Source organism: Paenibacillus sp. J31R122, assembly GCF_056269185.1.
The window spans coordinates 29369-53903 of sequence record NZ_JBWDNM010000022.1; the positions used below are offsets into that span (position 1 = coordinate 29369).

A 24535-nucleotide genomic window follows, 5' to 3' on the forward strand; every position below is an offset into this window, starting at 1 on the left:
ATTCAGGTAAAAGATGATTATAATTATTTTTAGGGATGCAAGGAATCTCAGCAATATGTTAAGATCAGCTTACTTTAAGGAACGGAGGGGTTAGGTGTGATAGATTTTATCCGAGTTAGATCTTTGCGCGGCTAATTGAATAGCGCTCAAGATTCTGTCTGTGTACAGAGGACTCAGGATAAGTTTGTCCATTTATATCCTTTATTGGTTACTCCTATCGGTGATCAAACAACGCGGCTTGAAGTAAGGTGAATATTCCTTATTAACCGATCCGTGCGTGTTTTTTTACGTTCGATATAGTAATCCGGGTCCTCAACTACAGACAACACAAGCATCCTGCTTGTGTTGTCTCTTTTTTTTTACTTCCCATCTTGAAAGGATGATGAACGATGGAACAAATTAAAGAGAAAGCGATTATCGTTGGGGTTCATACATTAAACCACCCTGATTTTTCATATGCAATGGAAGAACTGAAAAACCTGGCCACAGCGTGCCACATTGAGGTTGTTGGTGAGCTTAGCCAGAAAGTTACTCGTGTAATCCCCTCCACTTACATCGGAACGGGTAAAATCCAACAATTATGTGAGCTAATTATAGTGAAGGACGCTTCCGTCGTCATTTGCAACGATGAGCTGACCCCTTCTCAAATAAAAAATCTGGAATCATCGCTTGCATGCAAAGTGATTGACAGGACGATACTAATTCTCGATATTTTTGCGGAACGGGCTCAAACTAGAGAAGCCCTTCTTCAAGTCGAGGTTGCCCGACTCCAATACATGCTGCCAAGACTAGTAGGACTGCGTGAATCGCTAGGTCGTCAAGGAGGCGGCGCTGGGCTTAAAAATCGAGGCGCCGGTGAGACTAAACTTGAGCTCGACCGACGTAAAATCGAAGACCGAATTACAGCTCTGCAATCGGAGCTGGAGAAACTCGTAGCCAGACGGCAAACTCAACGAAAACAGCGCCGAAAAAACGAGGTTCCCGTTATTTGTCTGGTTGGCTATACAAACGCGGGCAAATCAAGCTTAATGAACGCCATCATCGAGTCATATAACCCACAGGCGCAAAAACAAGTATTTGTCAAAGACATGTTGTTTGCCACATTGGAGACTTCCGTTCGAAGCGTCAGCCTGCCCGACCGTAAATCATTCTTACTGACGGACACGGTCGGATTCGTGAGTCAGCTTCCCCACCATTTGGTTAAAGCTTTCCGATCTACATTGGAAGAAGTCGCTGAGGCAGATCTATTGATTCACGTCGTAGACATTGCCAATCCCGAATTCGAACAGCAAATTGACGTTACAAATGACACCTTGAAGGAACTAGGAGCTGATCACATCCCCATGATTTATGCTTATAACAAATCAGACTTGACGGAGTATCCTTACCCTCTAATGAAAGAAAATCTCGTCTATCTTTCTGCTCAGCAGAACTGTGGAATCGAGGAGCTCACTCAACTGATACGTGAACACATTTTCAAGAATTACATGCAATGTGAAATCGTGATCCCGTATGAACAAGGTCGATTGGTTGCGTACTTCAATGAACATGCTCATATTCTATCAACAAACTATGAGCCGGATGGTACCCGTCTTAAGCTCGAGTGTCGAGTATCCGACTTTGAACAATATAGAGATGACTTCTATCAGCTTGATTAATGAGTTTAATCGTCTATCCTAGTAATCTGCACATAACGGTCCCATTTCGCTACCCTTTTCTCTAAATTGCCAAGCAGTTTGTCGTAATGTGGTTGTGAAGCCATAAGATGAAGCATAGGTGCCTCTGTTTCACTAACGATTAGTTCCGCCTCTATGTTTTCGGCCATACAGTGCTTAATATTCTTCCAATTGTCAATATGTTCTGAACCTGAATGGAAACGATCCCAAATCTGAAGCTCGTCACATAGCACAGCTAGGTAGAGTAAAGGCTCTTGCTCAAGGCTAAAAATAATTCCCGGCATATTGTGATAGGCTACTGCTCTACAAGCGGAAATGACATGTTTTTCCAAAACATGCGGATAGTAATGAAAACGTGCATTCAGTTCCTCATGAAGTGCAGGGTACCTTTCTGCCGCATGTTTACTCAACCAGTACCAGACTGACGTGTATTTTAACAAAATTAAACTGCTTGCTACACCATGATCGACGACTGGATGTCCATTGTATCCAGTGGAAGCCATTTGGTAAGCAAACGAAGGTAACCCAGGCCCAATACTATGTTTAGAATTCATCGTTTCTAATCCAGATTGATTGAATTGGAGCAGTTCGGCGAACCACGGAATATCATCTAACGATTCAATGAGCTGCTTCGAACTTGTTTGATCCGAATGGGTTGGTAACTTATACCGTTCTAAAAATTGTTGCCATAGTTGTTTCAATTCTGTTCTGGCTTTTTCACTTAAATCTCCTGAAAATCGCTGGAAATACTCAATTGAAAGCATTTCGTCAAATAAGTGCCATGATAACGAGTTATGTCCCTTTTCAAAATCGTAATACAGGTATCCCACATCATGAAGGAGTGAGGCAAACGTCCATTGAAAAATGAACATTTTCAAAGGCTTACTGCTGTCTATGGATACGTCAACTGCTTGACGTATTTCTGAAATATGATCGTATACCCAAATACCAAGTAAAAATAAATATAAGGTATGAGCCGTGTGATCGGTTTGTTTGTGATAGGCAATCAATCGTTTAATTTCCAATGTTGCCACGGCAGAACGCAAAGGGATCATATCCGCAAAGTCTGTTAAAGATAAGATGCGCTCACTTAACAATTCTGCCCGCTGCAGACGTTCAATATCGGAGCGACTGGCGAAGAACTCTTTCAGATATTGAGGTAAGCCAGGAATTCTTCCTCTTAAGTAACCTGCTGCGCCAGCCCCGTGATGGAAATGATTCCATAATAAAGAATGAATATGAGTGCTAGAGGTAGATGACATCAGAAAAACATCCTTTCCATAATTGACATTGCTGCTAGCTAATGTTGGATAACGGATTTTCCCTATCCGGTGAGTACTTAAGAGAGCGAATATGTACGGGTTCACCGGAGTGACGCGAGAATTCAAAGTGAGTAAATTGTTCCTGGAAAAAACTAAATTTTCTTCGGAACAAATTTGCGACATCCGGGTTAGCTGTAGTAAAGAAAATTTGCCTACCTGACAACGCAAGATCACGCAGCAAATCCAAAAGATTCATAAGATGCAGATCATCCATATTGGCCACAGGTTCATCCATAATAATAAATTTGGGAGCGCTGGGGGCCGCAAGGTGTACGGCAAACATGACGGAAAGTGCCAATGAAGCCCGCTGTCCAGAAGACATCTGGAAAGCTTTTACGTCATGTCCATCACACTTTCGGTGCAATATTAATCCATCTTCCTTTAAATGAATTTCATCGAACTCCCGTGGTGTATGAAGCATATTAAAGAACCGTTCTATTTTGGCAATATTTTTATTGATGAACTCTTCCGTATAAGCTTTAAGTGCTCTCAATTGGCCCAAAGCCTTACACGCTAATTCACAGCGTCCTATTTTTTCTTGAAGTATTTCGAACTTCCTTCCTGCTGCCTCCCACTCAGACTGCAGCCGCGTTTGTTCCTGGTCGTGTTTATGTCTTTCAATTAATAGTCCAATTTGCATGATTACCTTTTCCAATTGAATGGCCCAAGCTCTTAGATTGTTATGCTTTTCAATACCAAAATCCAGAAGCAAGGTTTCCATACCTTCTTTGAAATTGTTCCACAAACTAATTTGACTTTCCTGTTCCGCAATGGATTTGTTTAGTTCTTCCAAAGAGATCTGCAGCAAACGGTGCTGCAAGTCTATACCCTGGTTGCGGAGCTGTGCTGATATATGGTTTAATTCAATCGCTTCGTTTTGCAATTCATTTCGCCTTGCGATACCATATTCCTCAAACGAATCAGCAGTTTGCAGCTTGAGGTATCCCTTGTATAGGTTATTTTCTTTTTGAAATAGTTCTGCTCGTATGATTTCAGTATTGCTAAATCCTGTTTCATCAAATACCTGCAGTTGATTCTGAATCATATCTCGTTGCTTTTTCCATTCATTCTGTGCCGCCAATAAGTTATGTACGGACTGTAATTGATCCTCGGGTTTTTGTAGACTAGCATTTATATCAAACTGAAGATCATTTGTCAGCGCCATGTAAGCTTCCACTACATGCTCCGCATTACGACTATTCAAATTTTGATGCTCAATCTTTTCATTAAGAAGATCAATGTCTGCTTGTAAAGATTCGATACTTTGACGCAATTCGTCTAAATTGCTATCTCCTTGCCCATTAACCTTATTAGCAGATTGAATCGCATGATTCAATTCGATATGCGTACCATGATCATGACTGCAGAGCGGACAGGTTGTTGCATTCCCTTTCATTTCAAGGTAATCTGTCCCCATATGTTGAAGACGTGAGATCAGTGTATTAACTTCGCCCATTAGTTTTTCTAAGCCCTCAAGCTGGTTTTTCAATTGCTTCAATAGTGTTGTTTTGTCTTCCAACGATCGTTGTAATTGTTGCAATTGTTCCAGTGGCAGCAAGAACAGATCATGTTTTGTCATAGAAGATATCTGGATAAAACGAGCTTCGAAGTTCTGCAAGGCACTGAGTTTATGATTCAGCAGTTCCGATTTTTGTTCCAAATCTCTTCGTTTCTGAACATGCGAACGTCCTTCTAATACTTTACGAATTTCTTTCCATTCTTGCAGTTGCCCTTTGATAACATCAAGGCTTTGTTGCAGAAGGAGTTTCTGCTCCCCATTTTTCATTAATTCCGAACTAATTCGATTTTGTTCTGATTTTAACTGTTGTTGAAGTTCTACTCTACTTTTTTTGTCTATCGTCAATAAGTCGAGTTTATCCTGACTTAGCAGCAGTTGGGTTTGAATCTGTTCCAATGTCAGAGCGATATTGGGGATAGGAAAATCTATTATTTCTTTCCGACGAGGCTCTACTGACTTCAAAAGGAAGTGAAGACTCTCCAAATGCTCCAATACTGTTTCTGCTGCTCCTCGCTTTATTTTTGACTCACGCAAATGAATGGACGCTAACAACTTGTCCACATCGATCGGCTGTGCTGCTTTTGTATGACTTATTGAGGTGATCTTCTCACCTAATGTTGTCTTTAACGAACTTACTTCAGTCTTTTGTTTCGTCAAAGCCTTTAATTGGTCATCAAACTCCTCTTTGTAACGCTGCCACTTTTTCTGGGTTGCAATGATCGAATCGCCAAAGACAAGTCGGCTTAAATTATCAGAGTAATCGAACTTTTCATGATCCCCGTTACCGCTTTCGCTAAGCGCAAACCGATATGCAGCCTCGGAATCAAAGTAATTAAATCGATGAAAATAATAGTTGAGCTCGGATTGCCGACCAGACGTTACACCATACCAAGATTGAGCTAATTGTTTGTATAAAGCCACTGGTTTTCCTGATTGGAACGGGAGCATCTTACCTGATTCTGTCCTGCACAATACTTGTAATTGATCTGCCGTTTCCTCCACTGAGTCACCAAATTCGGAACATCGCCTAATGTCATTGGTGAGAGCTAGCTCGATTGCTTCCATTGCGGATGTTTTTCCAGAACCATTCGAACCATGGAGCAAATTAACGTTGGTTGGATGAATGGGATCAAGATGTGCAAAACAGTGTTTGCGAAAACCATCGAAGGAAATCGAATTAATTGTTCCTATTTTTTCCTCATAGTCCTCATAAGTCCGGCTTCTTCGGCTCGTCGGAGCTGTTTCTTCAGAAAAAAAGGGTAGTCCGGTTAGATATTGATTAACATGCTCTTTCCCAAAAGAGTGCGTCAAGCATCCTGTTAACTGGAGCGGCTCCAAATGATTACTCCACTCTTGTAAAGGATCCACCAGATCCGTTTTGTCAGCTGCAGCGGTTTGTAACCATTCTTTATCCAACCAATTAAAAACATCGTCCGGGGTAGCAATAAATTTACGTGCATAATCGGCGTCATTTTCTATTTTATGCACCATATTGCTATCCTTCAAAAACTCGTAGCTCTCAATCACCAAGATGAAATAGAGATTCCATCGTACGTCGCTTTTATAGGAAAAGAACGGCTTTGACAACAGTTTTGTTTGGAATTCGCGAAAATAAGAAAGATTCTCATCTTCTGTCATCTTCGTCATCGTTGCTTCAGACACTTCCATAAAGAAATATTCCGAGAATTGGATGCTGGGCAGCAATTCTTCAGACCGTTTTACTCGGAAAAACTCATACGTCTCGTTACGAAAGTGGAATGTCTCACCTTTGACCTCTTTATCAAAACGAAGACGATGTAATAAATCTTTGAGTGTCATTTTATCCTCCTTTAACAATCTTACCCCTTAATAGAACTTAGTGATTTGGAATAGGTCGCTTTATCAATTCTCGTCTGCATCAAATGCTCATCAAAACATTCATAACGTTCCGTCTCATGTGAAAAATAATAGACAACTATTCTATTACGAAGATTGGGGTGTAACTTCTTACTGAGTATATCAACCTGCTTTTCAACTTCATCTTTACTAGTGTATCCAGAGATCATGAAGAGGGCTGACAGAAATGGATTTCTCTGATCAGGAGCAACATCTTTCTGGTATACATTTCCATACTTCATCTTTTCTTCCGCCGTTGATGAATCTAGATAAAACATATGATTATCGATCAAGTATTCAAACTCTAGTGGAAACTCTTGCATTTTGATCAATTGAATGAGTTTCCTATATTGAACGGCCTTGGCACGTCTTTTCTGATCGGATTCGTGATCTGAACCAGAGATTAGTCTGGTGACGAGCTCATCGTCTTCTGCCCTTAGTTCTCCTTCTAGGAAATGGCCAAAACAGAGTCCGAAAAATGCGTCGCTGTCATGAGGAGATGCGCCTAATGGAAAGTCATAATCTGAACCGTGGCTTTGAATGAGTTCAGTCAAAGCCTGTTGACGGTCTGTGATTACAGAATCCCAAGAGCCTTCAGCAGCATTATACAAAAAGTAATCTTGCGTAATTGGTTCCTTATGAGCTATTGCTGCATAAGTAGCGCCCAGTTGAAACCCTTTGTTGATATCAAACCGTTTGCAGTGCTCTTCTCTATTGGAATACCATATCTCAGTAAAATGATACAACGCATAATAAGTACCTTTATTATGGTTTGATGTCCTTAGTACTTGCTCTGCCATTTCACCTCGAACAGATTTTTTATAAAAGGCTGACCAGGGCTTACTGAACTGTAAACCATCAATTACCGTTCCTTCAGCCCAGTTTAAGGTTATGAGTCGAATTTCCCTGCCTGCATTCCGATTAAAAAAAGAACTGCGAAATGATCGAAAATCTGGATGTCTCGGTTCCTGATTTAACTGTGCATGAAAGACGGTAAGGTGCTTGCCTTCTGTTTCATCAAGAATATCTTGCACTTGAACACCAAGCGCGTCCGAGCATAGAATGGACAAAAAGCGATTTTGATCATCGCTTTCTCCATAAAGGTCAAATATATAAATTAAATCACTGGTACAGAGGCCTCTAACTTCATATTCATTCCATTGATCTGACATAGGAGTTGTTTTAAACTGAGGGAGTATGCAAAGTCGACCGTCATCCAATAAAAACAAGTAAATGAGTGTATCCACAAAGTGACGCATCACTATTCGCTCAAAAGCACTACGTATTACGAGAGTGGTTCCTGTACTTGTCCACTGTTCGAGTTTTTCAGAAAACATTTGCCGTGCATATCCTTGCATGCCCAAACACCATAATGAGCCCTTTTCAGGCCAAAGTTCACGGTTTCCAACGATGTTGTCAAGCACCTCACATGGAAACGAATATTCCGGTGTCAAGACTAGTTCGGAACATGTTTCTTTCGCCAATCGGACGAAATTGATTGCCTTTTCGATATGAAACGGGGTTGTCGTATAAACCCCTCTCACGAGATCGGCTGTTGGCTCGCCTTGGCATTGCCACTGAAGCACCTGAATTGGCTTGCTATCTGAAATACAAACCTGCAGCCCACTGTGAGAGGGAATAATGTCGGAAACATGCATGAAATTAACCAGAATGCACCTCCCAATAAACATTTTTCCATTAACAATATTTTACATGGGCAATAAACAACTGTAAACCTTTCTTTCATAGGTTAATAGAATCAATTTCCTTGCTCTCGGTTATTGTGGAATAAGATGATTAATTCACGCTCAAAGGATTCCAAAATGTCCGTTCGATCTAAAAATGAGTACATTTCTTCGAGATATTTAAAGACTAGATGATGATTGCTATGCACATAATGAATAAAGTCTCTTTCAGAGTCACCTTGATAATATGAAATCCATTTCAACTTTGACTCGTTCATGATTCCATTTTTGAGTGCGGTAACGATTTGCCAGAGATCATTTCTATCCATTTCAAGAATAACTGACCTTTTTTTAATTTCTAGCATGGGTGAAAACCTCCCGTCATTTATCCTTTAGAGTATATTTTCATATATTAAAATTTAGTCGCTTTCTAATACCTAAAAATGGACTTTTGGGGATTTTTCAAGAACGGAATTACAATTGCGATGTGAACAATTGTGAGCTAGAATGTTCCTAAGAAAAAGGACGGTGATTTTGCATGATTGATATAGATAGGAGCACTGAAAATACCAAATATATTTCACTCGAGGACATGTGGTTTAAGCTTCGGGAGATCAGCCATATCAAGAACAATACGAATGAATGGGAATTAAAGCTTCAGTTTATCGAATCACACATGCTTTTTGTAGCGGCAAGCGGCCAGGGTTGGCTGAACGTTGACGGGCAATTCATCGAGTTGCGTGAAGGAAGTGTTTATGTTTGTACACCCGGTCAACTTGTCGAAGCCGAAGCGTACTCATTGGATGAGCGTGGGTTTTATCATTTGCGATTCGATGTTATTAGGAATATAGAATCTTCAGACAATCCTATGCAGATAGTCAAACGAGACAGTCCTTTCCCGGTAAAAGGAGAAGTTATCGTTTCTTCTCCGGTATCCATTAACGCTTTGTGCGAAACCATCTGCGACTGCGTACAAGACGAAGACCGAATGAAACGATTTCGCAGTCAAATTCTCTTTCAAGAAGTTCTGTATAACATCATGCAAGATGCTCTTCTCGTACAAGGAAATGATTTGGAAACGGCGCTTGAATGTGTGAAAACCTATATAGAGCAGCATTATCAACAAGAACTGACGATAGAACATTTGTCCAAGATAGCGGGGATCAGCTCCCGTCATTTCATGCGGTTATTTAAGAAACGATATGGCTGCAGCGCGATTGAATATTTGGCAGTCTTCCGGATCAAGCAGGCGCAACAGCTTATGAGGACAGGAGGAGAATATCGCCTTCAGGATATCGCCCGGCATGTTGGTTACCAAGATGATGTTTATTTTCGTCGCAAATTCAAACAGATTTCAGGTATACCTCCAGCGGCATTTATGAGAAGCAATAGGCAAAAAATCGTAGCTTACCATATGTTGAATATCGGTCAACTGATACCTCTTCAAATCACTCCTAGTGCCGCACCGGCCGATCACCCATGGACCGATTATTACCTGAGAAAGTATCAAACGGGTTCGGTACTGCCGTTAAGTTCAAATAGTTTGATAAAGAGGAAAGAACTTGGTCTCGCTAATCCCGATTTTATTATCGGAATCGATATCTTTGTGCCTGCCGAGGAACAGGCAAGGATTAATGATATCGCCCGCTCTTTTTTCGTGCCTTGGATGGAGAACGATTGGCGCCAACATTTACGCTTAATTGCACAGTTTCTGGACAAAACAACAGTTGCGGAAATCTGGCTTGAAAATTATGAGCGAAAGGCACGTTTTGTAAGGGAACAGGTGAAATACACGTTCAAGGAAGACAGTCTCCTCATTCTGAGAATCACTGGAGATCGATACAACGTTTTGGGTTATAAAAGCTTGGATACCGTGTTTTACGACGACTTGCACATTGTTCCCGCTCGTGGTGTAGATCGTATGAAACCAGATCAGCAGGTTACACCTGTTCAACTGGCAGATATCGACGCGGATCGGTTATTGCTCATCTTGGACGAAGATGCCCTGTCAAAATCCAGTTGGCAAAAGCTCATGTACTCTGAACATTGGCGCGGTCTAAAAGCAGTCAAAAACAACCGGGTTGACTACCTCCCCCCCTATCCTTGGGTAGAATATACAGCATTTACCCATGAGCTGTTACTCGATGAAGCTCTGAAGCTTTGGCGGAATCGTGCATAATAATTTGTCGGTATTGTCAATATTCCGAAATTACAAAATCATTTATACTCCTTTTATGTGATAATGATAATCAATACTATTTTAAGGTTGTCATTTGCAAATAACAATTTACAAGAGGGGCACCAGAGGATGAAACGATTTGGACGATTGATGGTAGGAATAGTTATCTTATTTTTATTAATGTTTAGTACTGCTTGTGCAGACAAGAATACTGATCCGAGTACTGGCGCGGCATCTGGAGATTCCGGTAAATCCAATGCAAGTGTATCCGATAAGCAGCATGTAGTAAAAAGTTTAAAAGGAGACATCAGCATTCCATCTGAGCCCAAAAGAGTCATAGGACTTTCTGTAGTTTATCCAGAGTTTTTGTATGCACTCGGAGTGACCCCGGTTGCGGTACAAAACTATCATCAGGAATTCCCATCCTATCTTGAGGACGCGTTTAAAAATACGTTGAAGACGGGGATTGCCCAAACGCCTAATTTTGAAGCAATTTTAGCCGCTGAGCCGGATATCATTATTGCGCCCGTCTGGTGGTCAGATAAGGACTATGATCAGCTTTCCAAAATCGCACCAACCGTTCTATTACCACAACGGGATAACTGGCGTGATGAATTGCGTGATATTGCTGAGGTGTTCAATAAGAAGGATCAGGCTGAGAAAGTCATTCAAGATTTGCAGCTAAAAAAAGATGAAGCCAAGGAAAAACTCAATGCCCTCGTTGGAGACGAGACGGTGATGTATATGATGATCATGTCAAAAGAACTGGTTATTTATGGAGAAAATATTGATCGGGGCAGCTTCATCCATAAGGAATTAGGCTTGAAACCTGTTAAAAATTATCCGCAGAATGAATTAAGCGTTTCGATTTCTTTAGAAAAAATACCTGAATATAATCCTGACCATATCATTTTACAGCTTGACGATGAATCCAGTGAAGAAGTTCAGAAAAGGTATAAAGAATTGATGGATAGTACGTTGTGGAAAAATATGACGGCAGTAAAGAAAAACCAGGTTTACATCATGGGTGGCAAGGAATGGTTTAGTTTGGGCATGTCTCCATTGGCAGACAGTAATGCCATTGATGATGTTCTTCATGCGTTTGAAGAAATAAGATAGTAATGGAGTGACTTGCGATGGACACGGTGGACTTTAAACAATTGGAAGAGAATTTTTTTCTGACTTTGAATGAGCCGAACAATGCCGTGCTTATCATGCCTGCACTCGACCTAGTTAAAGAGGAAAATATGTTGTGCTTGATTGACACCTACGGTCCCCTTATCAAAGCAGATGAACGCACAACAACCGCTGCCTTCTTCTGCAGCTGGTATGCGGGAGTGTGTGCGGCAATGCAGAACATGTTGTTTCACGGTGATGGGAACATTCTGGATTTGTCATTATCTAATTTATCCGTACAACTATATACAGGAAACCAGTACCCCTTGTTTTCTTTTAAAATCAACGAAGTGCGATATATCAAAATTCCGAATATGAACCGCGATGCTTGGTATAAGCAAGTACTCTATTCATTTTATAGGGAACAAGTAAGACCTGTAATAGAAGTCTTGTCCCAATTGGCCCAAATAAGCGTCATTCCATTATGGGGACAAATAATCAATACATTATATGCTCAAATGGAAGAAGAGCTGGCCGAAGCTTCAGATGAGGAAAGCAAGGAGCTTATCCTTTATCCTTATAAAATTCTAACACATGGTGTCGATGCAAATGCGTTCGGACTCCGCAAAAATCCTTTTGATATTAAGCTGAGATTTATTGAAAACCCGAATAACTCTGATCAAAAGATGTTAATGAAAACAGCCTGCTGTCTTGCATATCGATTGGATGCTGAGTTCGGCTACTGTTATTCTTGCCCGCGATTGAAAGAAAAGGATCGAGCATTACTTAGAGCGAAGTGTAGCTTCTGAATAGACGTAATTATGCTATGAAGCTAACACTACTAGCTCTAGCTCCATCCGATCGACTGAAACCTTGTATATGAATCAAAAAGGCGTTGGGGAAAGATCCCCAACGCCTTTTTGATCATTGCTAAATACAAATTTATTATCTAGAAAGCAGGATGCCAAAGGGCTTTAGTTTTCTCTTCTTATTTTACGACATCCTTACGTTTTGGACCGAGCCAGCAGGTACAGGAAATACGGCGCGCCGATGACGGCTACAACAATCCCTGTCGGGATTTCTGTCGGCTGCAGGATCCAACGGCCTATCGTATCCGCCGTAATGACAAGCAATGAGCCCACCAGCGCCGCGGCCGGCAGCAGAATTTGGTGCTTCGGACCGACTAGACGACGAGCTAGATGCGGTCCGATTAGCCCAACGAATCCGATTCCTCCGCTAACCGCAACACAGGATGCAGCCAACCCAACCGCTGCAGCCAGCAATACCAGCTGCTCCCTCGACACCCTCGCACCTAATCCGGTCGCCGTTTGTTCACCTAAATTGAGCACATTCATCACCTGCGCCTTATAGATTACAAACGGCAGCAGCACGACAATCCATGGCAGCAGTGAGAGTACAAACTTCCAGTTCGTTCCCCAGATGCTGCCCGCCAGCCAAGTCGCCACAAACTGGTATTTATCCGGATCCAGCTTCAGAGTCAGCACGATCATCGCCGCGCTGATGCCCGCCGCAACCGCAATCCCAGTCAAGAGAAGACGCGTTGGAGACAAGCCCTCATGGCGCTTGTACGCGAGCGCGTAAATCAAAGCGGCGGTCATCCCCGCGCCTACTAGAGCTAGCACGGGGAGCAAAAAGACTGGAGCCGCCGCTGTCGTCGGATAAAACGAGATAAACAGCATGACCATTAAACCTGCCCCGGCGTTGATGCCGAGAATGCCAGGGTCTGCCAGAGCATTTCGGGATATCCCCTGCATCACACAGCCCGATACGGCTAGCCCTGCCCCAATCAGCACGGAAATGATGATCCGTGGCAAACGGAACTCGAACAGAATCAAATTTTCCTTAACCGTCCCCGAACCAAGCAACGTACGTAACACATCCAACGGAGAAAGTCGGATGTAGCCGGTGTTCATGCTAATCAGAAATGTGATTAAAATAAGAGCGCCGAGTACGGACAACACGATAATGTCCCGCTTTCTCTTCTTTCGCACGACCAGTGAAGCCGAAGAAACCTCCATCTATAACACCCTCTTTTCTTTGCGTGCCAAATACAAGAAGAAGGGCACCCCAATCAGCGCGATGATTGCCCCAATCGGCGTTTCATGAGGAGGATTGATCATCCTTGCCCCTAGATCGGCGAGTACGACAAGCAGGCTGCCCAGCACTGCCGAACAGGGTATGATCCATCGATAATCCACACCAACCAGCTTTCGCGTCAGGTGAGGAATGATGAGCCCGACGAAGCCGACGGCGCCGACAACAGATACGGCCGCTCCTGCCAATATGAGGACAATTATCGCACCAGCCAGCTTGACCAAACCTGTTCGTTGCCCAAGTCCGCGGGCAATATCTTCCCCCATGCTCAACATCGTGATCGAACGTGATAAAACAATCGCTCCAACAATAGCCACAGCGATCCACGGAAAAATAATTTTCAGGTGTAACATCTTCGTTCCCGCGACACCTCCGGCATACCAGAACGCCAGGTCTTGACCAATTCGGAAGTAAAGCGCAATGCCTTCACTCAGCGCGCTGAGCAGCGCGCTAAGCGCGGCACCAGCCAAAACCAATCGGACCGGTGTGAGTCCCCCTTTTGCCATCGAGCTGATCCCATACACTAAGCCCGCTCCGATACCTGCGCCTAAGAACGAATACAAAATTAAGTACATAAATGGCAAACCGGGAAAAAAGGCAAAACAAATCGTCAGCATAAACACTGCCCCTGCATTCAGCCCAAGCAGGCCGGAGTCCGCCAGTGGGTTACGAGTCAACCCCTGCATGATCGCTCCCGCCACGGCGAAGCAAGCACCGACCATCGCGCCGCCGAGTACTCGTGGCAGACGAAGCTCCTGGATAATCTGATGTTGAGTGATATCCGGGTTAAAGTTAAGAATGGACTCCCACACAACGAGAAAGCGGATATCCGCCGCGCCGAAAGAAACGGATAAACCGATGGCAAACACTAGCGCGGCCAGCCCCCCTATCAAGATTAAAGTTGCCGCCCACGGTCGACTGTGGATCTTCACGGAGGTTGTCGGCCGTTGTTTTGGCTTCTGATTTATAGTCTCTAATATTTGACTCATAGGTTCCACCTTTGCAAGTACCCTATTAAATAGGTAGTTATATTCACCGAATGCTGCTGTTCATGTTAGCGACTTCTACATCCTCCTCGTTCGAAAATTTTTATAAATTGAAATTCAATCAGCTTGCCTCCGTTCGAAAGCAAGATGGCAAATAAAAAATTCATCTTGCTCTGGTCGATAATAAAAATAACCGTTATAATAAACACTACTCCCCCATTTTAATGATAACGATTATCAATGTCAATAATTAATGTTTACATTTTCCAGAGGCACCCTCTTTAGGAGTTGACAGCATTCTATGATTATAGAAAATCATCTTTTACTTTGAAACCATGCATCGCTGAAAATAATAGATGTGAAGCGCACCAAGCTGCCAATTGGCGGGCAGCTGTACATATCCCCGCTTTCTTCGAGCGCTCTATTATACACCATACAAGGTCGTGCCCGGCTGCTGCTGAACGGGCAAGAGGAGAATATGGAGAAAGGATATATTTGCCACGCGGGCAGAAGCACCCATCGAGGATGATTACAGCTTCTCAGTTTTTGAAAAGGTACTCCTTCTTAACCGCTGCTCCGCTGCTATACGCCATGACAGTCTATAACAAGGGACTTAATCTATCGATCGAAAACTGCTCGCTCGAATCGTTACCAGACCACTCCTGGCTTGAGCATGTCAGTCTTGCCAACATCGATACTGCGATACCCGAAGATAACGAACGCCATGCTTGGCGCGATACGATTATTCAAGCTCTTTTTGCCGCAAATCTGGGTAAACTCATACAAGTCATGTCTAAAGTGGCCAACGTGCCAAAATCGATTTTATGGGAAAATACTGCGGTTCGTGTGTTTTCACTCTATGAGAAACGAATTGGAGTTACGGGGGATCAGCAGGAGCAAACCCGGAGCCGAGCAGATTTTCAGTACTTGATTCATCAGTCTCCTGGATCTTTATTCGGGGAAAAACAAAACCCACTGAGCCGCTTTTATGGTAAACAGACATTCTCATCTGTCCCAAATATGCCTATGCGAGTTCGCAAAACCTGCTGCTTCTACTTCGAGGTCTCCAGTGTTGAAGAATACTGCTCTAACTGTCCGAAGGTGAAAAGCTAAAGGATACACGATTTTCAAGTATCCTCATTTGGTCTCTTTTCAATAGTGTTTCTTTATCCGTCCACAATACTATGTAAATGAGATCATCGTGGAAGTACCCGTTTGCTTAAAGATATGAGCAGGCTACTGTAACGCCTGCTCTTCTGCTGCAACACTTCAATCAGAATCTATTGAACATCTGCGCCAATTTCGACTTTTATTGAGAAATATATTATTTCAATTCCTTCAAATAATCCACGACTATCAAATGTTTTCTCAGCGACTTCTCGTGAATAAGATTCAATTTACCGTTGTCCATCCTACCCATCTTCTCGGCAAGCGCCTCATTGTTATGTGTCCATTCCACCAACTTCAGAATGTTCAAGCAGGACATCCATTCCTGATTATATGTGCCGTTATCTTGTACAAGATAGCCATGCGCGTACAAAGCGATCGCCTCCTGCATCACTCTGCTAGACGAAATAAAGCTCGTTAGTCCTGGCTGCTCTGGCATATGCGGAAGAATTGTGTTCATAAATTGATGCAGAATCTCTACATGAACCGCCGGATCCTTGCGGATGAGTCGAGCCAGTTCATAGGAGGGTTGTATTTTGCCTGTATAAAGCATGGAAGCTGTCGCGTACAGCCAGCTATAGCACGTATAATTTTTGTTAAATGCAGTTAAGTTATTCCGGCTCTCAATTCCGGCTGTCTTTAGCAGCTCATTGTAACCGGCCACCTGCTGAATGACAGTGTTTAGCGGGTCACTCCCGTCGAAAGCATGCCCAAGCTCCTTGCTTACTAGTTGTACTTTGGAGTTGATGTCACCGAATAGCTGTTTCTCTTCCTCCTCGCCAAGACCAATATAGAGTTGGACGGCCAGCTCACTCTCCAACAGGTCGAGACGCCTAGATTCTAGTTGTGCTAGTAGCCCCTCTGTCTGCTCCAGCTCTTCACGAAGCTCATTATTTTCAGGTAATTTCCGGCATTTGACCTTAAGCTTCATCACTTCACGCTCGTACTTCCGACTTTCTTTTTGCATTTTCTCATTGGTATGTCCAAGAGCCTGAATCCGGTGCTGTCCGTCTAGAATACTGAGCTTCCCTCCATGCAGCAGAACCAGATGATCTTCCTCTTTAGCGAATGCGCTTACATCTCTCAAAGAGAGCGTGACGGGTCCGAAGAAGACGTGATCCAATTCACGCTCCTGGAGGTAAAGCGCAATTTTTTTCTGCTGACCCCCGCTTAATTTTCGTTGCACCATCGGATCGATAGTCGTATAGTTAAGCAGATCATGAACCTTAAGCGACACCGTTGCCATTCCAAAATGTTCACAATAGGGGTGAATAGTCATCCGTAAACGCAAACCATCCATTAGACTACATCCTCCTTATCAACCAGAAGCAAGATATGCTGTTCATTAAAGAAACCGCTTACATAATGGTAAGCTTTCATAATCCGACTTCTACGCGGCAGCCGATCCTTCTCATCATCCTTGTAAATCGCTTTCCAATCGATATGGCTAAAGATCTTAGCGGCATAAGTAAGTGTATATACGTTGAACTGCAATGTCTTGAACGCTTCCTGATGTAGAAAGAGCGCAAGGGCGATCTGTATATTTTCAGACCAGCATGCTTCGCGTCGGTCCGGTTCCGGCAATGCTTCAATTAGTATGCTGAAGTACTTCGACGCTTGCTCCAGTTGCTGCTCCAGCACTTCTTCCGAATAATGGTACCCATTATTTTTCACATTGGCTTTCATACGACCTTCGAATAAGGCAACCAGTAATTCGATAAGGAGTGAATATGAGAAAAGATGTTCTTCATCTTTGCCTCGTTCGGAATATATATCGGTCGGGAGCCTCTTCATAACGTCGTACTCTAGCACTAGCCTGGAGGCCATAATATGATAGAACCTCCGTTGATCACGCAATACTGCAAGATTCCCACCGATCTTGCGCGGCAGCTTGTTAATATCGGAAAAAAGCTGGCGTTCCTGTTTGGCGTTGATATCGAGATAGACCATAACGGAGACTGGGAAATCATAGAGCTTGCGGAGTTTATCCGTTATCTCTTCCACGCGTTCGTATTCTCTACGATCCTTAGCCCTTGCAAGGTTGCTTTGCAGCGTCTCCATCACTCGACGGAAAGCAGCCAGTCGGTGCTGTCCGTCTACGACATAACATTTCTCCATAGGCTGCAGACTGTACGTCCCGGTATCAGCAGCATAGTAACCTGCACCGCGGGCTGACAGGATGATGCCAGGAAAATAGATATTTTGACCATGGTCCAAATACAAAAGAACATAATCAATCAAGCCGGACACATTCCTAGGAATAAGTTGCCTTTGAACCTCTAAATCGATTTCATAAATGGAGAACAGCTTGCTCATCGGCACGGTTGCAGACAAAGTGGACTGACCGAAGGTTCTTGCCGCTTGGCTTGGTATTTCCATGAACGAGCTAGTCAATCCCGAATTCAATAAGTCAGATAATGAGTGAATAGATTCCATATCTTTCCTCCCTTAAATGTGTAATCTTAACCCTAATTTTGTAGTAAATAAAGCTTCCGCCATTCCTACCAATATTATTTCTAGATGAACTTGAAATGTCCTTTGATTGAGGTCAAAAATGATCATTTTAATCATAATTTCCTTTTCTCACCCATAAAACGGTTTTGAGGGACGAATATAGTATTTGAAAAAAAGCCACTCCAATGTTAGGAGTGACTTTGCCTTTTTATACTGTTGTATATTTTATGGTCGAACTGTACTCTAAGTACTTGTCTACTTTCAGTCCATGACCCTCGATTTGAAATATTTTATTTTTATGATGATCAATAAGAAAGCAAGTAGTGTGAACATTATTCCGCTCCAAATGAGTTGCTGTATCCCCAAGTGTGAAATAAACCAACCACCAATAAAAGCACCTACAGTAATTCCAAGATTGGAAAATGAGACAAACAAGCTGTTGCCAAATTCGGGAGCTTCTTTCGTCTCTGCCGTTAACCATGCTTGACTTACAATAAGTCCGCCAGAATGCACTGCCCCCCAAATAAATACGATAATAATCATGGGAATGAAATATGAACCCATATAATAAGCGAATAAATAAGTTACCGCATATAGCAGTGGAAACATGATAACGGTCTTAGTAAAGCTTTTATACAAAAAACTCCCAAACAAAAAATTCCCAAAAATCATCATTATACCAAAGACCATCAACATGATACTTATCCATGACCCGTTCATATGTGTTACTTGTCCAAGATATTCAGCAAAGTAGCTGTACACAGAAAACATAGCTGCAAAAATAAAAATAACGATTACTATATTTAACCACAATTGAGGTTTACGTAATATACCAAGCTGCTTGCCATATGACATTTTTTCCTTAACAGGCATCGAAGGAAGCCAAGCTAGTATCCCTAAAAATGCAATTACGCTTACAACAGCACCGAATAGGAAAGCGGCTTCTAACGAAATCTTTTCCGCGAGATATGAAGTCAAGGGCACGCCAAAAGCAAATCCGACCGTTATTCCGGCGAAAACCTTTGTGACCGCTTTGCTGCTTTTTTCCGAGGGGACAAGTTTTGCTGCGGTCACAAGAGCAACCGAAAAGAATACTGGATGAAAAATTGCAGGGAGAATACGGAAAACTAGCATTACATCGAACATAGTTGTGTAAGCATAAACAATATTTGAAATCACAAAAATAAATACCGATGTTAATAGAATGACTTTACGATTAATTCCGGAAGTGAGTAATGTCAGGAATGGACCTGAAATGGCAACGACTAAAGAAAATACACTTACAAGCCATCCAGCCTGAGAAGTCGATATATTAAATTTTTGCGTTACCTGTGGTAGAACACCTATAATACCCATTTCCGTTGTAATGATGCCGAATACGCCTAAAGCTAGAATAATGATAAGTAAAGGGTTAACCTGTTTCATTTTAAATGTAAGCCTCCATTTGTATTTATATATATAGATTTATAGATATGTTTTTACAAAAAAAAAGACCTCCTTTCCGTTTTATAGTTTCTTTGTGATGTACTCTGAAAAACTCTGTATTGTTTTTTCGTTCCGACGATAGTACGTCCATTTCCCTATTCGCTCAGATTCCAACAAACCAGCCTTTTGCATAGTCAACAAATAACTCGAGATAACGGACTGTGCAAGTCCCGCTTTAGCCTGAATATCTCCTACGCAAACTCCAATTCGAAAATTGAGTCCTTGTTGTAAATAAGGCTTCTCATCAAAGAATTCCTCTGGATTCTTTAACCATAGCATAATTTGACTACGGGTCTCGTTAGACAAAGCTTTATAAATCAATAAAGGTTCCATATAGATTATTATATCTACTTTTATAGATTTGTAAATATAAAAACGATTCGAATCTAAAATGCCTATCAAAATAATATCCGAGTTGCTCATGAGCCCCGATCAGGAATACACGGTTACAATGACAGCGTCCATATTATTGCCTGAAATCTCATAGCGACCATTCGCCGGCACTTGGATGTTGATGGTTGTGTTTCTGGAAATAGGATAGTAAAAGATTTCATAGGTTTGATGATCTATTGTAGTCGTAATGGTCTTCTGTTCTTTCAAGAAATCCAAATATTCTTCTAAGACAAAATTCTTTTCCTGCATAATTGCACTGTGCGGGAAACCCACATAGCGAAAATGCCAAGGCTCATACAAAGTGCCTGTGATGGCAGTTTTGTCCTTTGGATAACGTAAGACAAACCCGTATCTCCATGCGTTTTCTTTCAACCATTTTCCTTCAGGTGCTTGATTCATCTTCGCTTGAGTTGATCCAATATCAACCGATAAGCCTAAGTTATGTTCGCTATGGCCTGCTGGCATCGCATATTCAGCACCCATTTCTTTATAGAGTTCATTTTGTCTTTTGTTGTCTCGATAACCGCTGCTAATTATAAAATGGCTTACTCCTTCTTTTATTGCAGCTTCAATCATTGTTGAAAATTTTTGCACCATACTTGGCGACAACTGAATCGTGTTGTCCAGTAAATCGAATCCCTTTACCAGTTCTTTATGCTGAAATAGATTGACCGCATTGGACTCTGCACCCCCTTGAGGTACAGGATGATCCTTATTGACCAACAACAAATTACCCTTAAAAATCTGATCTTTTGTTACATTTACCGTAAGTTCGTTCTTTTGGGAAGTCACCTTTGGAGCTTGATAAGCTTCGTCCAGTTGTTTCTCGTTTACGACTTTCGGTTTGTGTTGAGCAACTCCATAGCCAAGCAGCAAAAGTATAACAATCCAAAAAGTCCACTTCTTCATCCTAAGTTTCCTCCTAATCATTCACTCAAGGATAAGGAAAACTACTTAAAAAGAAATGGCGTTAAAAATAAAAGTTTTCTTAAATTATTAGTTCTTCTTTGGACATAGATCATTCCGTTATGCTGCTCTACAATATTCTTCGCAATGAACAAATACAGGCCTAACCGGTATAAAACATATATTATAGATATTGAGGTACGTCTTTCTCAGGAATGCAATCCTGGACCAAAGACAGGAACATATATCGTTAAAACAAAAACACCGCGCAGTGCGCGACTCCATATGCTTACAAGTTCTTGTCCTCCGACATGTTTAGTCTCATACACTATATTAGTGATTTCAAACGTGTTTAAAGGGGAGCGCCGGCATATAGCCGACACTCCCCTTCCTGCTTCGTCTTTGAAAATAGGATTATAACAGCTGCATAATGGCGTTTGCGTAAGCTTGCGCGCCCTTCGGATTCGGATGGCCCATTGAGGCACGTTTGCATTTTTCCATATCAAAACCGGTACAGCCTGCCTCCGTGCAGGACACCAGCCGGTCACTCGCTATGAAATCCTGCGGTGAAAGGTCCAGGTTAACGCCGAACAGGTACGGATCGTCGGTAAGCGCCGCATGGTCCGGGCCGAAGTTAGGATCGGCGAAGAAGATCCGCGGAGGAGTATTCAGCTCACCATTTTTGCGGTTAATGGCCTGCTGCAGGTACATCTTGGATTCTCTCTCCAACTTCTCGCAGCGGTTGCAAATCGCTTCGAATTCAGCAAGACCGAAAATGCCTCCAGCCGCACCTCCACCGGCGCCTCCCACGAGGATGCCGAGGGCGATCAGCAACGCCTCGACCGCCGCCAGATCGCTCTTGCGGGAGATCGGTGCATAATATCCTGTAACGATGACTTTAGCCTTAGGATAATCTTTCGTAACTTTGTCCAGTAGTTTATACATGCTTTGATTAAGATGCAACTCCAACAGCTCATCCAGATTCGCCGGGTTGAACGGGTTCAGAATGGTGGTGACTTCAACGTCGTTCATCCCGCCGTCCATCAGGACCAGATCGACTTTATCCTTGCGGCCGGTGAACAGGTCGCACTGCTGCAGGATCGTCGGATAAGACGTCGGCACCTCGCCGTCCACCGGCTCGGCGGTGTTTGGATCGCCGACTCCGATCGTCGCCCCCGAATGCGCCAAAACACTCGTATACTGCTTGATATTACCACTCTTGGCCTGAATCACCGCGCCAACGAGCGAGTAGAATTTCTCGTGCTCTTGCATCCCTTGGCCCCAACTAACGGAGTCGCCTATTACCAGCATATGATACGTCTCAAGCTCCAGATGGAAAGTATTAGACAGCGTGCCGTCCGCGAAACGTGCCTTCAAGGTGACACGTTCGCCCGATGCATTGATCTCCGTATCGGAAGGACGAACCATTGTAAATTCGATTTGCGTCGAGTTAGTCAGACGGACATCCGGCATTTCATGATCGTTGACGAGCACAAGCGTTCCTTCCGCGAAGCCGCTTCCCTTCAAGGTAACCTTCATGCCCGGCTTGACGCGGAGCAACTCATCCGGCTTCCGCTCTTCCATCCCTTCCTGCTCGATATTCAAAATCTGAGGAAGAACATAAACGGAAGCGTAATTGGACAACGTCGAATCCGTTTGACGGACCTGGAACGTACGCGAGCCGCCGAACAGTTGAGGTATCGTAAAATGCAGGCATGTATCGCTTACGACCGTCGTAGCGGTCTCAATACCGTCTATCACCACGATATCACTCATCGTGAAGCGTTTTCCATATACTGTCACCCTCTCGCCTTGCTTGACATAAAGCGGGCTGACATGGTTGATCGAAGGTTCCAGCATTTTCCTTCTGAAATCGTCTGCCTCGATGGTGAAGAAGCCGATCGGATAAGGCAGGACACCGCCTGTCTGACCGTTTGGCCCTGGACTGCCCTGAACTCCCGTCGCTCCATGCAAACCGGGCTTCCGTGGTCCCGGACCGCAAGAACCCTTTGAGTCTCCTACAGCTCCACCTTCTCCGCCGATACCCGGTAATCCCGTAGCTCCGCCGATACCTGCGCTGCCCCCTTCAATACGGATATCGAACCCCGTTGCGTACTGCTGTAAGACAGGCTGAGGTGCATATAAACTCAGTCTGCCCCCCATGCCGCCGTTGCCTCCAGTACCGCCATTGCCGCCGTTGCCGCCGTTGCCGCCGTTACCTCCGGCACCAGCACCCGCCTTGCAGAAGCCTGCCCAGTCCAGCACGGCCGGCTTGCCTTTACCACCTTTGCCACCGGTGCCGCCATTTTGTCCTTGACCGCCTTGTGTGCCGTCCTGGCCGCGCAAATCAAATCGCGGTCTTCCTGTCATCTCGAGCACCCATACCTCGAGCTCCGGCGCGGGGGCGCCGTCGTACCCTCGATACCCGGTCCAGCCAGATGTTCCGTTCGTACCCGGAATCCCGACCAGCGTCGTGGACATCGGTGCAGCGCCCGGTGTAGCCGGAGCCGGGTTGATTTGCGGAGGAGCAGTACGGTAAGGACGCTCCCAACTGAATGTGACGTTCTCCTCGACCGTTAACTTCTCTGCGAGAATGATGAGGTTGCGATGCGGATATTTGATGACGATATTCGTTCCGCTTGCGAGGTACACCTCAGTGGCGACCCAGTAAGCCGTATCAATTAAGATTTCGGATCCGGCAGCCGTTAGGGAAGGCAACGATAGAAAGGCTTTGTCCTTGCTTGTGAACGGAATCGCCGTCAGAATATCGGCCTTTCCGCTGTAGGTCTCCACCGTTGGTGTTCCTTTCTGACTGGAGACGATGCGGGTCGTGGACTGCACCATCGTTCCTCCGCTTATGATGCTTGCTCCCGGCTTCGTCACGCCCTGCTGGGGAACGATGCTGCCGCTGATCCGCAGCGTGCCTAGACCGGACAAAGACGTTATGCCTTTCGACTCCAACAGTGCTTTATGATAAGTCAGCCTGTCGTTTACCATCTGCGGAGCTGCAGTGAATGTGCCTGCCGTTAAAGTCGCGGCGAAAGCATTCGTCTGCATGCCTCCATTCGAAGTGTTACTTCCGTTAGTACCTTTAGACATTGTGATTACCTCTCCTTTTCATTGGATAGATTTTTTTTGCGTGAAGCTCTGCCGGCAAACCATGCGAATCGGTTTGGAATTCGTCGGAGTCAGATTCGGTTCAGATTCGGTCCGCCCATTCTTCCAATTGTTCGAACGTAACCCTACTACCAACCGGCCACGCTGCCCGAACGGGCCAAATGATTTGCACATGATTCCCTTCCGGATCGAAAAAAGAAAACGTAGGTCCTTCCTTCTGCCAATACGGCCCCTGGGTAAAAACGCCCAGCTCCTTCAATCTGCGCCATACCGCCTTGAAGTCGTTCAACGTATCTGCGCTGAAAGCCAAGTGCATATGATGCAGATTGTTCATGATGAACAGCTCGTGCCGCCCTGAGGAAGGGTCGATGGCGAGCCCGGCTGTCCCGTCCTCGCCGGGCGCCTCCGCCCCCTTCAGCTCGAGAGCCGCTTCATAGAAGGCTGTCAGCCTGCGCACATCATGAGCATACAGCGTTATGTGTTCTAATCGGCTAACCTTCGCCATGCTTCTTCATCCTTTCAAGCAGCATCTCGCCTGTT

At 43.9% G+C, this 24535-nt stretch carries 18 protein-coding genes; 5 read left to right on the forward strand and 13 right to left on the reverse strand.

What is annotated here, in order from left to right; genetic code table 11:
- Positions 1-389 precede the first annotated feature (389 nt).
- Positions 390-1658: a GTPase HflX gene (gene hflX / locus AC0YN7_RS26825; RefSeq protein WP_475813087.1), complete on the forward strand. Its 1269-nt coding sequence runs from the start codon at positions 390-392 to the stop codon at positions 1656-1658.
- Between the two features lie 5 nt (positions 1659-1663).
- Here the strand turns inward: hflX and AC0YN7_RS26830 are convergent, their stop codons facing one another.
- From AC0YN7_RS26830 to AC0YN7_RS26845, 4 genes are all read right to left on the reverse strand, one after another.
- Positions 1664-2938: a hypothetical protein gene (locus tag AC0YN7_RS26830; protein WP_475813088.1), complete on the reverse strand. Its 1275-nt coding sequence runs from the start codon at positions 2936-2938 to the stop codon at positions 1664-1666.
- Positions 2939-2972: 34 nt separating this feature from the next.
- On the reverse strand, positions 2973-6335 hold the full coding sequence (locus tag AC0YN7_RS26835; protein ID WP_475813089.1) for an ABC-three component system middle component 1: 3363 nt from the start codon (positions 6333-6335) through the stop codon (positions 2973-2975).
- A 20-nt stretch (positions 6336-6355) separates the two neighbouring features.
- Complete coding sequence (locus tag AC0YN7_RS26840) at positions 6356-7978, reverse strand: hypothetical protein (protein ID WP_475813090.1); 1623 nt, start codon at positions 7976-7978, stop codon at positions 6356-6358.
- A gap of 173 nt (positions 7979-8151) precedes the next feature.
- Positions 8152-8442: a hypothetical protein gene (locus AC0YN7_RS26845; protein WP_475813091.1), complete on the reverse strand. Its 291-nt coding sequence runs from the start codon at positions 8440-8442 to the stop codon at positions 8152-8154.
- 173 nt (positions 8443-8615) lie between these two features.
- Here AC0YN7_RS26845 and AC0YN7_RS26850 point away from each other — a divergent pair, with 173 nt between their 5' ends.
- The 3 genes from AC0YN7_RS26850 (at position 8616) to AC0YN7_RS26860 (ending at position 12181) form a co-directional block, all read left to right on the forward strand.
- A complete protein-coding gene (locus AC0YN7_RS26850; RefSeq protein WP_475813092.1) occupies positions 8616-10256 on the forward strand; it encodes a helix-turn-helix domain-containing protein in 1641 nt (546 codons plus the stop codon).
- Positions 10257-10385: 129 nt separating this feature from the next.
- Complete coding sequence (locus tag AC0YN7_RS26855) at positions 10386-11375, forward strand: ABC transporter substrate-binding protein (protein ID WP_475813093.1); 990 nt, start codon at positions 10386-10388, stop codon at positions 11373-11375.
- A gap of 17 nt (positions 11376-11392) precedes the next feature.
- On the forward strand, positions 11393-12181 hold the full coding sequence (locus tag AC0YN7_RS26860; RefSeq protein WP_475813094.1) for a (2Fe-2S)-binding protein: 789 nt from the start codon (positions 11393-11395) through the stop codon (positions 12179-12181).
- A 195-nt stretch (positions 12182-12376) separates the two neighbouring features.
- Here the strand turns inward: AC0YN7_RS26860 and AC0YN7_RS26865 are convergent, their stop codons facing one another.
- Complete coding sequence (locus AC0YN7_RS26865; RefSeq protein ID WP_475813095.1) at positions 12377-13411, reverse strand: FecCD family ABC transporter permease; 1035 nt, start codon at positions 13409-13411, stop codon at positions 12377-12379.
- Positions 13412-14476 carry a FecCD family ABC transporter permease gene (locus tag AC0YN7_RS26870; RefSeq protein WP_475813096.1) on the reverse strand — a complete coding sequence of 355 codons (1065 nt, stop codon included), beginning with the start codon at positions 14474-14476 and terminating at the stop codon, positions 13412-13414.
- A 522-nt stretch (positions 14477-14998) separates the two neighbouring features.
- Between AC0YN7_RS26870 and AC0YN7_RS26875 the strand changes: the two genes are divergently transcribed.
- Entirely contained in the window at positions 14999-15586 is a 588-nt protein-coding gene (locus tag AC0YN7_RS26875; RefSeq protein WP_475813097.1) for an IucA/IucC family C-terminal-domain containing protein, read from the forward strand.
- Between the two features lie 211 nt (positions 15587-15797).
- On the opposite strand, the gene AC0YN7_RS26880 is transcribed toward AC0YN7_RS26875, so the two are convergent.
- The 7 genes from AC0YN7_RS26880 to AC0YN7_RS26910 form a co-directional block, all read right to left on the reverse strand.
- Positions 15798-16940, reverse strand: coding sequence for a DNA sulfur modification protein DndB (locus AC0YN7_RS26880; protein WP_475813098.1), 1143 nt, complete (start codon positions 16938-16940; stop codon positions 15798-15800).
- Complete coding sequence (locus AC0YN7_RS26885; protein ID WP_475813099.1) at positions 16940-18076, reverse strand: DNA sulfur modification protein DndB; 1137 nt, start codon at positions 18074-18076, stop codon at positions 16940-16942. The genes AC0YN7_RS26880 and AC0YN7_RS26885 overlap by 1 nt, the downstream gene beginning before the upstream one ends.
- 279 nt (positions 18077-18355) lie before the next feature.
- The gene (locus AC0YN7_RS26890; RefSeq protein ID WP_475813100.1) at positions 18356-19519 is read right to left on the reverse strand and encodes an MFS transporter; all 1164 of its coding nucleotides are present in this window, start codon (positions 19517-19519) and stop codon (positions 18356-18358) included.
- A gap of 81 nt (positions 19520-19600) precedes the next feature.
- Positions 19601-19912 carry an ArsR/SmtB family transcription factor gene (locus AC0YN7_RS26895; protein WP_475813129.1) on the reverse strand — a complete coding sequence of 104 codons (312 nt, stop codon included), beginning with the start codon at positions 19910-19912 and terminating at the stop codon, positions 19601-19603.
- A 99-nt stretch (positions 19913-20011) separates the two neighbouring features.
- Complete coding sequence (locus tag AC0YN7_RS26900; RefSeq protein WP_475813101.1) at positions 20012-20881, reverse strand: M15 family metallopeptidase; 870 nt, start codon at positions 20879-20881, stop codon at positions 20012-20014.
- Positions 20882-21292: 411 nt separating this feature from the next.
- Positions 21293-23977, reverse strand: a complete 2685-nt coding sequence (locus AC0YN7_RS26905) for an IPT/TIG domain-containing protein (protein ID WP_475813102.1) — start codon at positions 23975-23977, stop codon at positions 21293-21295.
- Positions 23978-24077: 100 nt separating this feature from the next.
- A complete protein-coding gene (locus AC0YN7_RS26910) occupies positions 24078-24500 on the reverse strand; it encodes a VOC family protein (protein WP_475813103.1) in 423 nt (140 codons plus the stop codon).
- Positions 24501-24535 lie beyond the last annotated feature (35 nt).

What these genes read in the sequence shown, in the direction of transcription:
- hflX (WP_475813087.1), top strand. Translation starts at nt 390, where the DNA reads ATGGAACAAATTAAAGAGAAAGCGATTATCGTTGGGGTTCATACATTA.
- AC0YN7_RS26830 (WP_475813088.1), bottom strand. Translation starts at nt 2,938, where the DNA reads ATGTCATCTACCTCTAGCACTCATATTCATTCTTTATTATGGAATCAT.
- AC0YN7_RS26835 (WP_475813089.1), bottom strand. Translation starts at nt 6,335, where the DNA reads ATGACACTCAAAGATTTATTACATCGTCTTCGTTTTGATAAAGAGGTC.
- AC0YN7_RS26845 (WP_475813091.1), bottom strand. Translation starts at nt 8,442, where the DNA reads ATGCTAGAAATTAAAAAAAGGTCAGTTATTCTTGAAATGGATAGAAAT.
- AC0YN7_RS26850 (WP_475813092.1), top strand. Translation starts at nt 8,616, where the DNA reads ATGATTGATATAGATAGGAGCACTGAAAATACCAAATATATTTCACTC.
- AC0YN7_RS26855 (WP_475813093.1), top strand. Translation starts at nt 10,386, where the DNA reads ATGAAACGATTTGGACGATTGATGGTAGGAATAGTTATCTTATTTTTA.
- AC0YN7_RS26860 (WP_475813094.1), top strand. Translation starts at nt 11,393, where the DNA reads ATGGACACGGTGGACTTTAAACAATTGGAAGAGAATTTTTTTCTGACT.
- AC0YN7_RS26865 (WP_475813095.1), bottom strand. Translation starts at nt 13,411, where the DNA reads ATGGAGGTTTCTTCGGCTTCACTGGTCGTGCGAAAGAAGAGAAAGCGG.
- AC0YN7_RS26870 (WP_475813096.1), bottom strand. Translation starts at nt 14,476, where the DNA reads ATGAGTCAAATATTAGAGACTATAAATCAGAAGCCAAAACAACGGCCG.
- AC0YN7_RS26875 (WP_475813097.1), top strand. Translation starts at nt 14,999, where the DNA reads ATGATTACAGCTTCTCAGTTTTTGAAAAGGTACTCCTTCTTAACCGCT.
- AC0YN7_RS26880 (WP_475813098.1), bottom strand. Translation starts at nt 16,940, where the DNA reads ATGGATGGTTTGCGTTTACGGATGACTATTCACCCCTATTGTGAACAT.
- AC0YN7_RS26885 (WP_475813099.1), bottom strand. Translation starts at nt 18,076, where the DNA reads ATGGAATCTATTCACTCATTATCTGACTTATTGAATTCGGGATTGACT.
- AC0YN7_RS26890 (WP_475813100.1), bottom strand. Translation starts at nt 19,519, where the DNA reads ATGAAACAGGTTAACCCTTTACTTATCATTATTCTAGCTTTAGGCGTA.
- AC0YN7_RS26895 (WP_475813129.1), bottom strand. Translation starts at nt 19,912, where the DNA reads ATGGAACCTTTATTGATTTATAAAGCTTTGTCTAACGAGACCCGTAGT.
- AC0YN7_RS26900 (WP_475813101.1), bottom strand. Translation starts at nt 20,881, where the DNA reads ATGAAGAAGTGGACTTTTTGGATTGTTATACTTTTGCTGCTTGGCTAT.
- AC0YN7_RS26905 (WP_475813102.1), bottom strand. Translation starts at nt 23,977, where the DNA reads ATGTCTAAAGGTACTAACGGAAGTAACACTTCGAATGGAGGCATGCAG.
- AC0YN7_RS26910 (WP_475813103.1), bottom strand. Translation starts at nt 24,500, where the DNA reads ATGGCGAAGGTTAGCCGATTAGAACACATAACGCTGTATGCTCATGAT.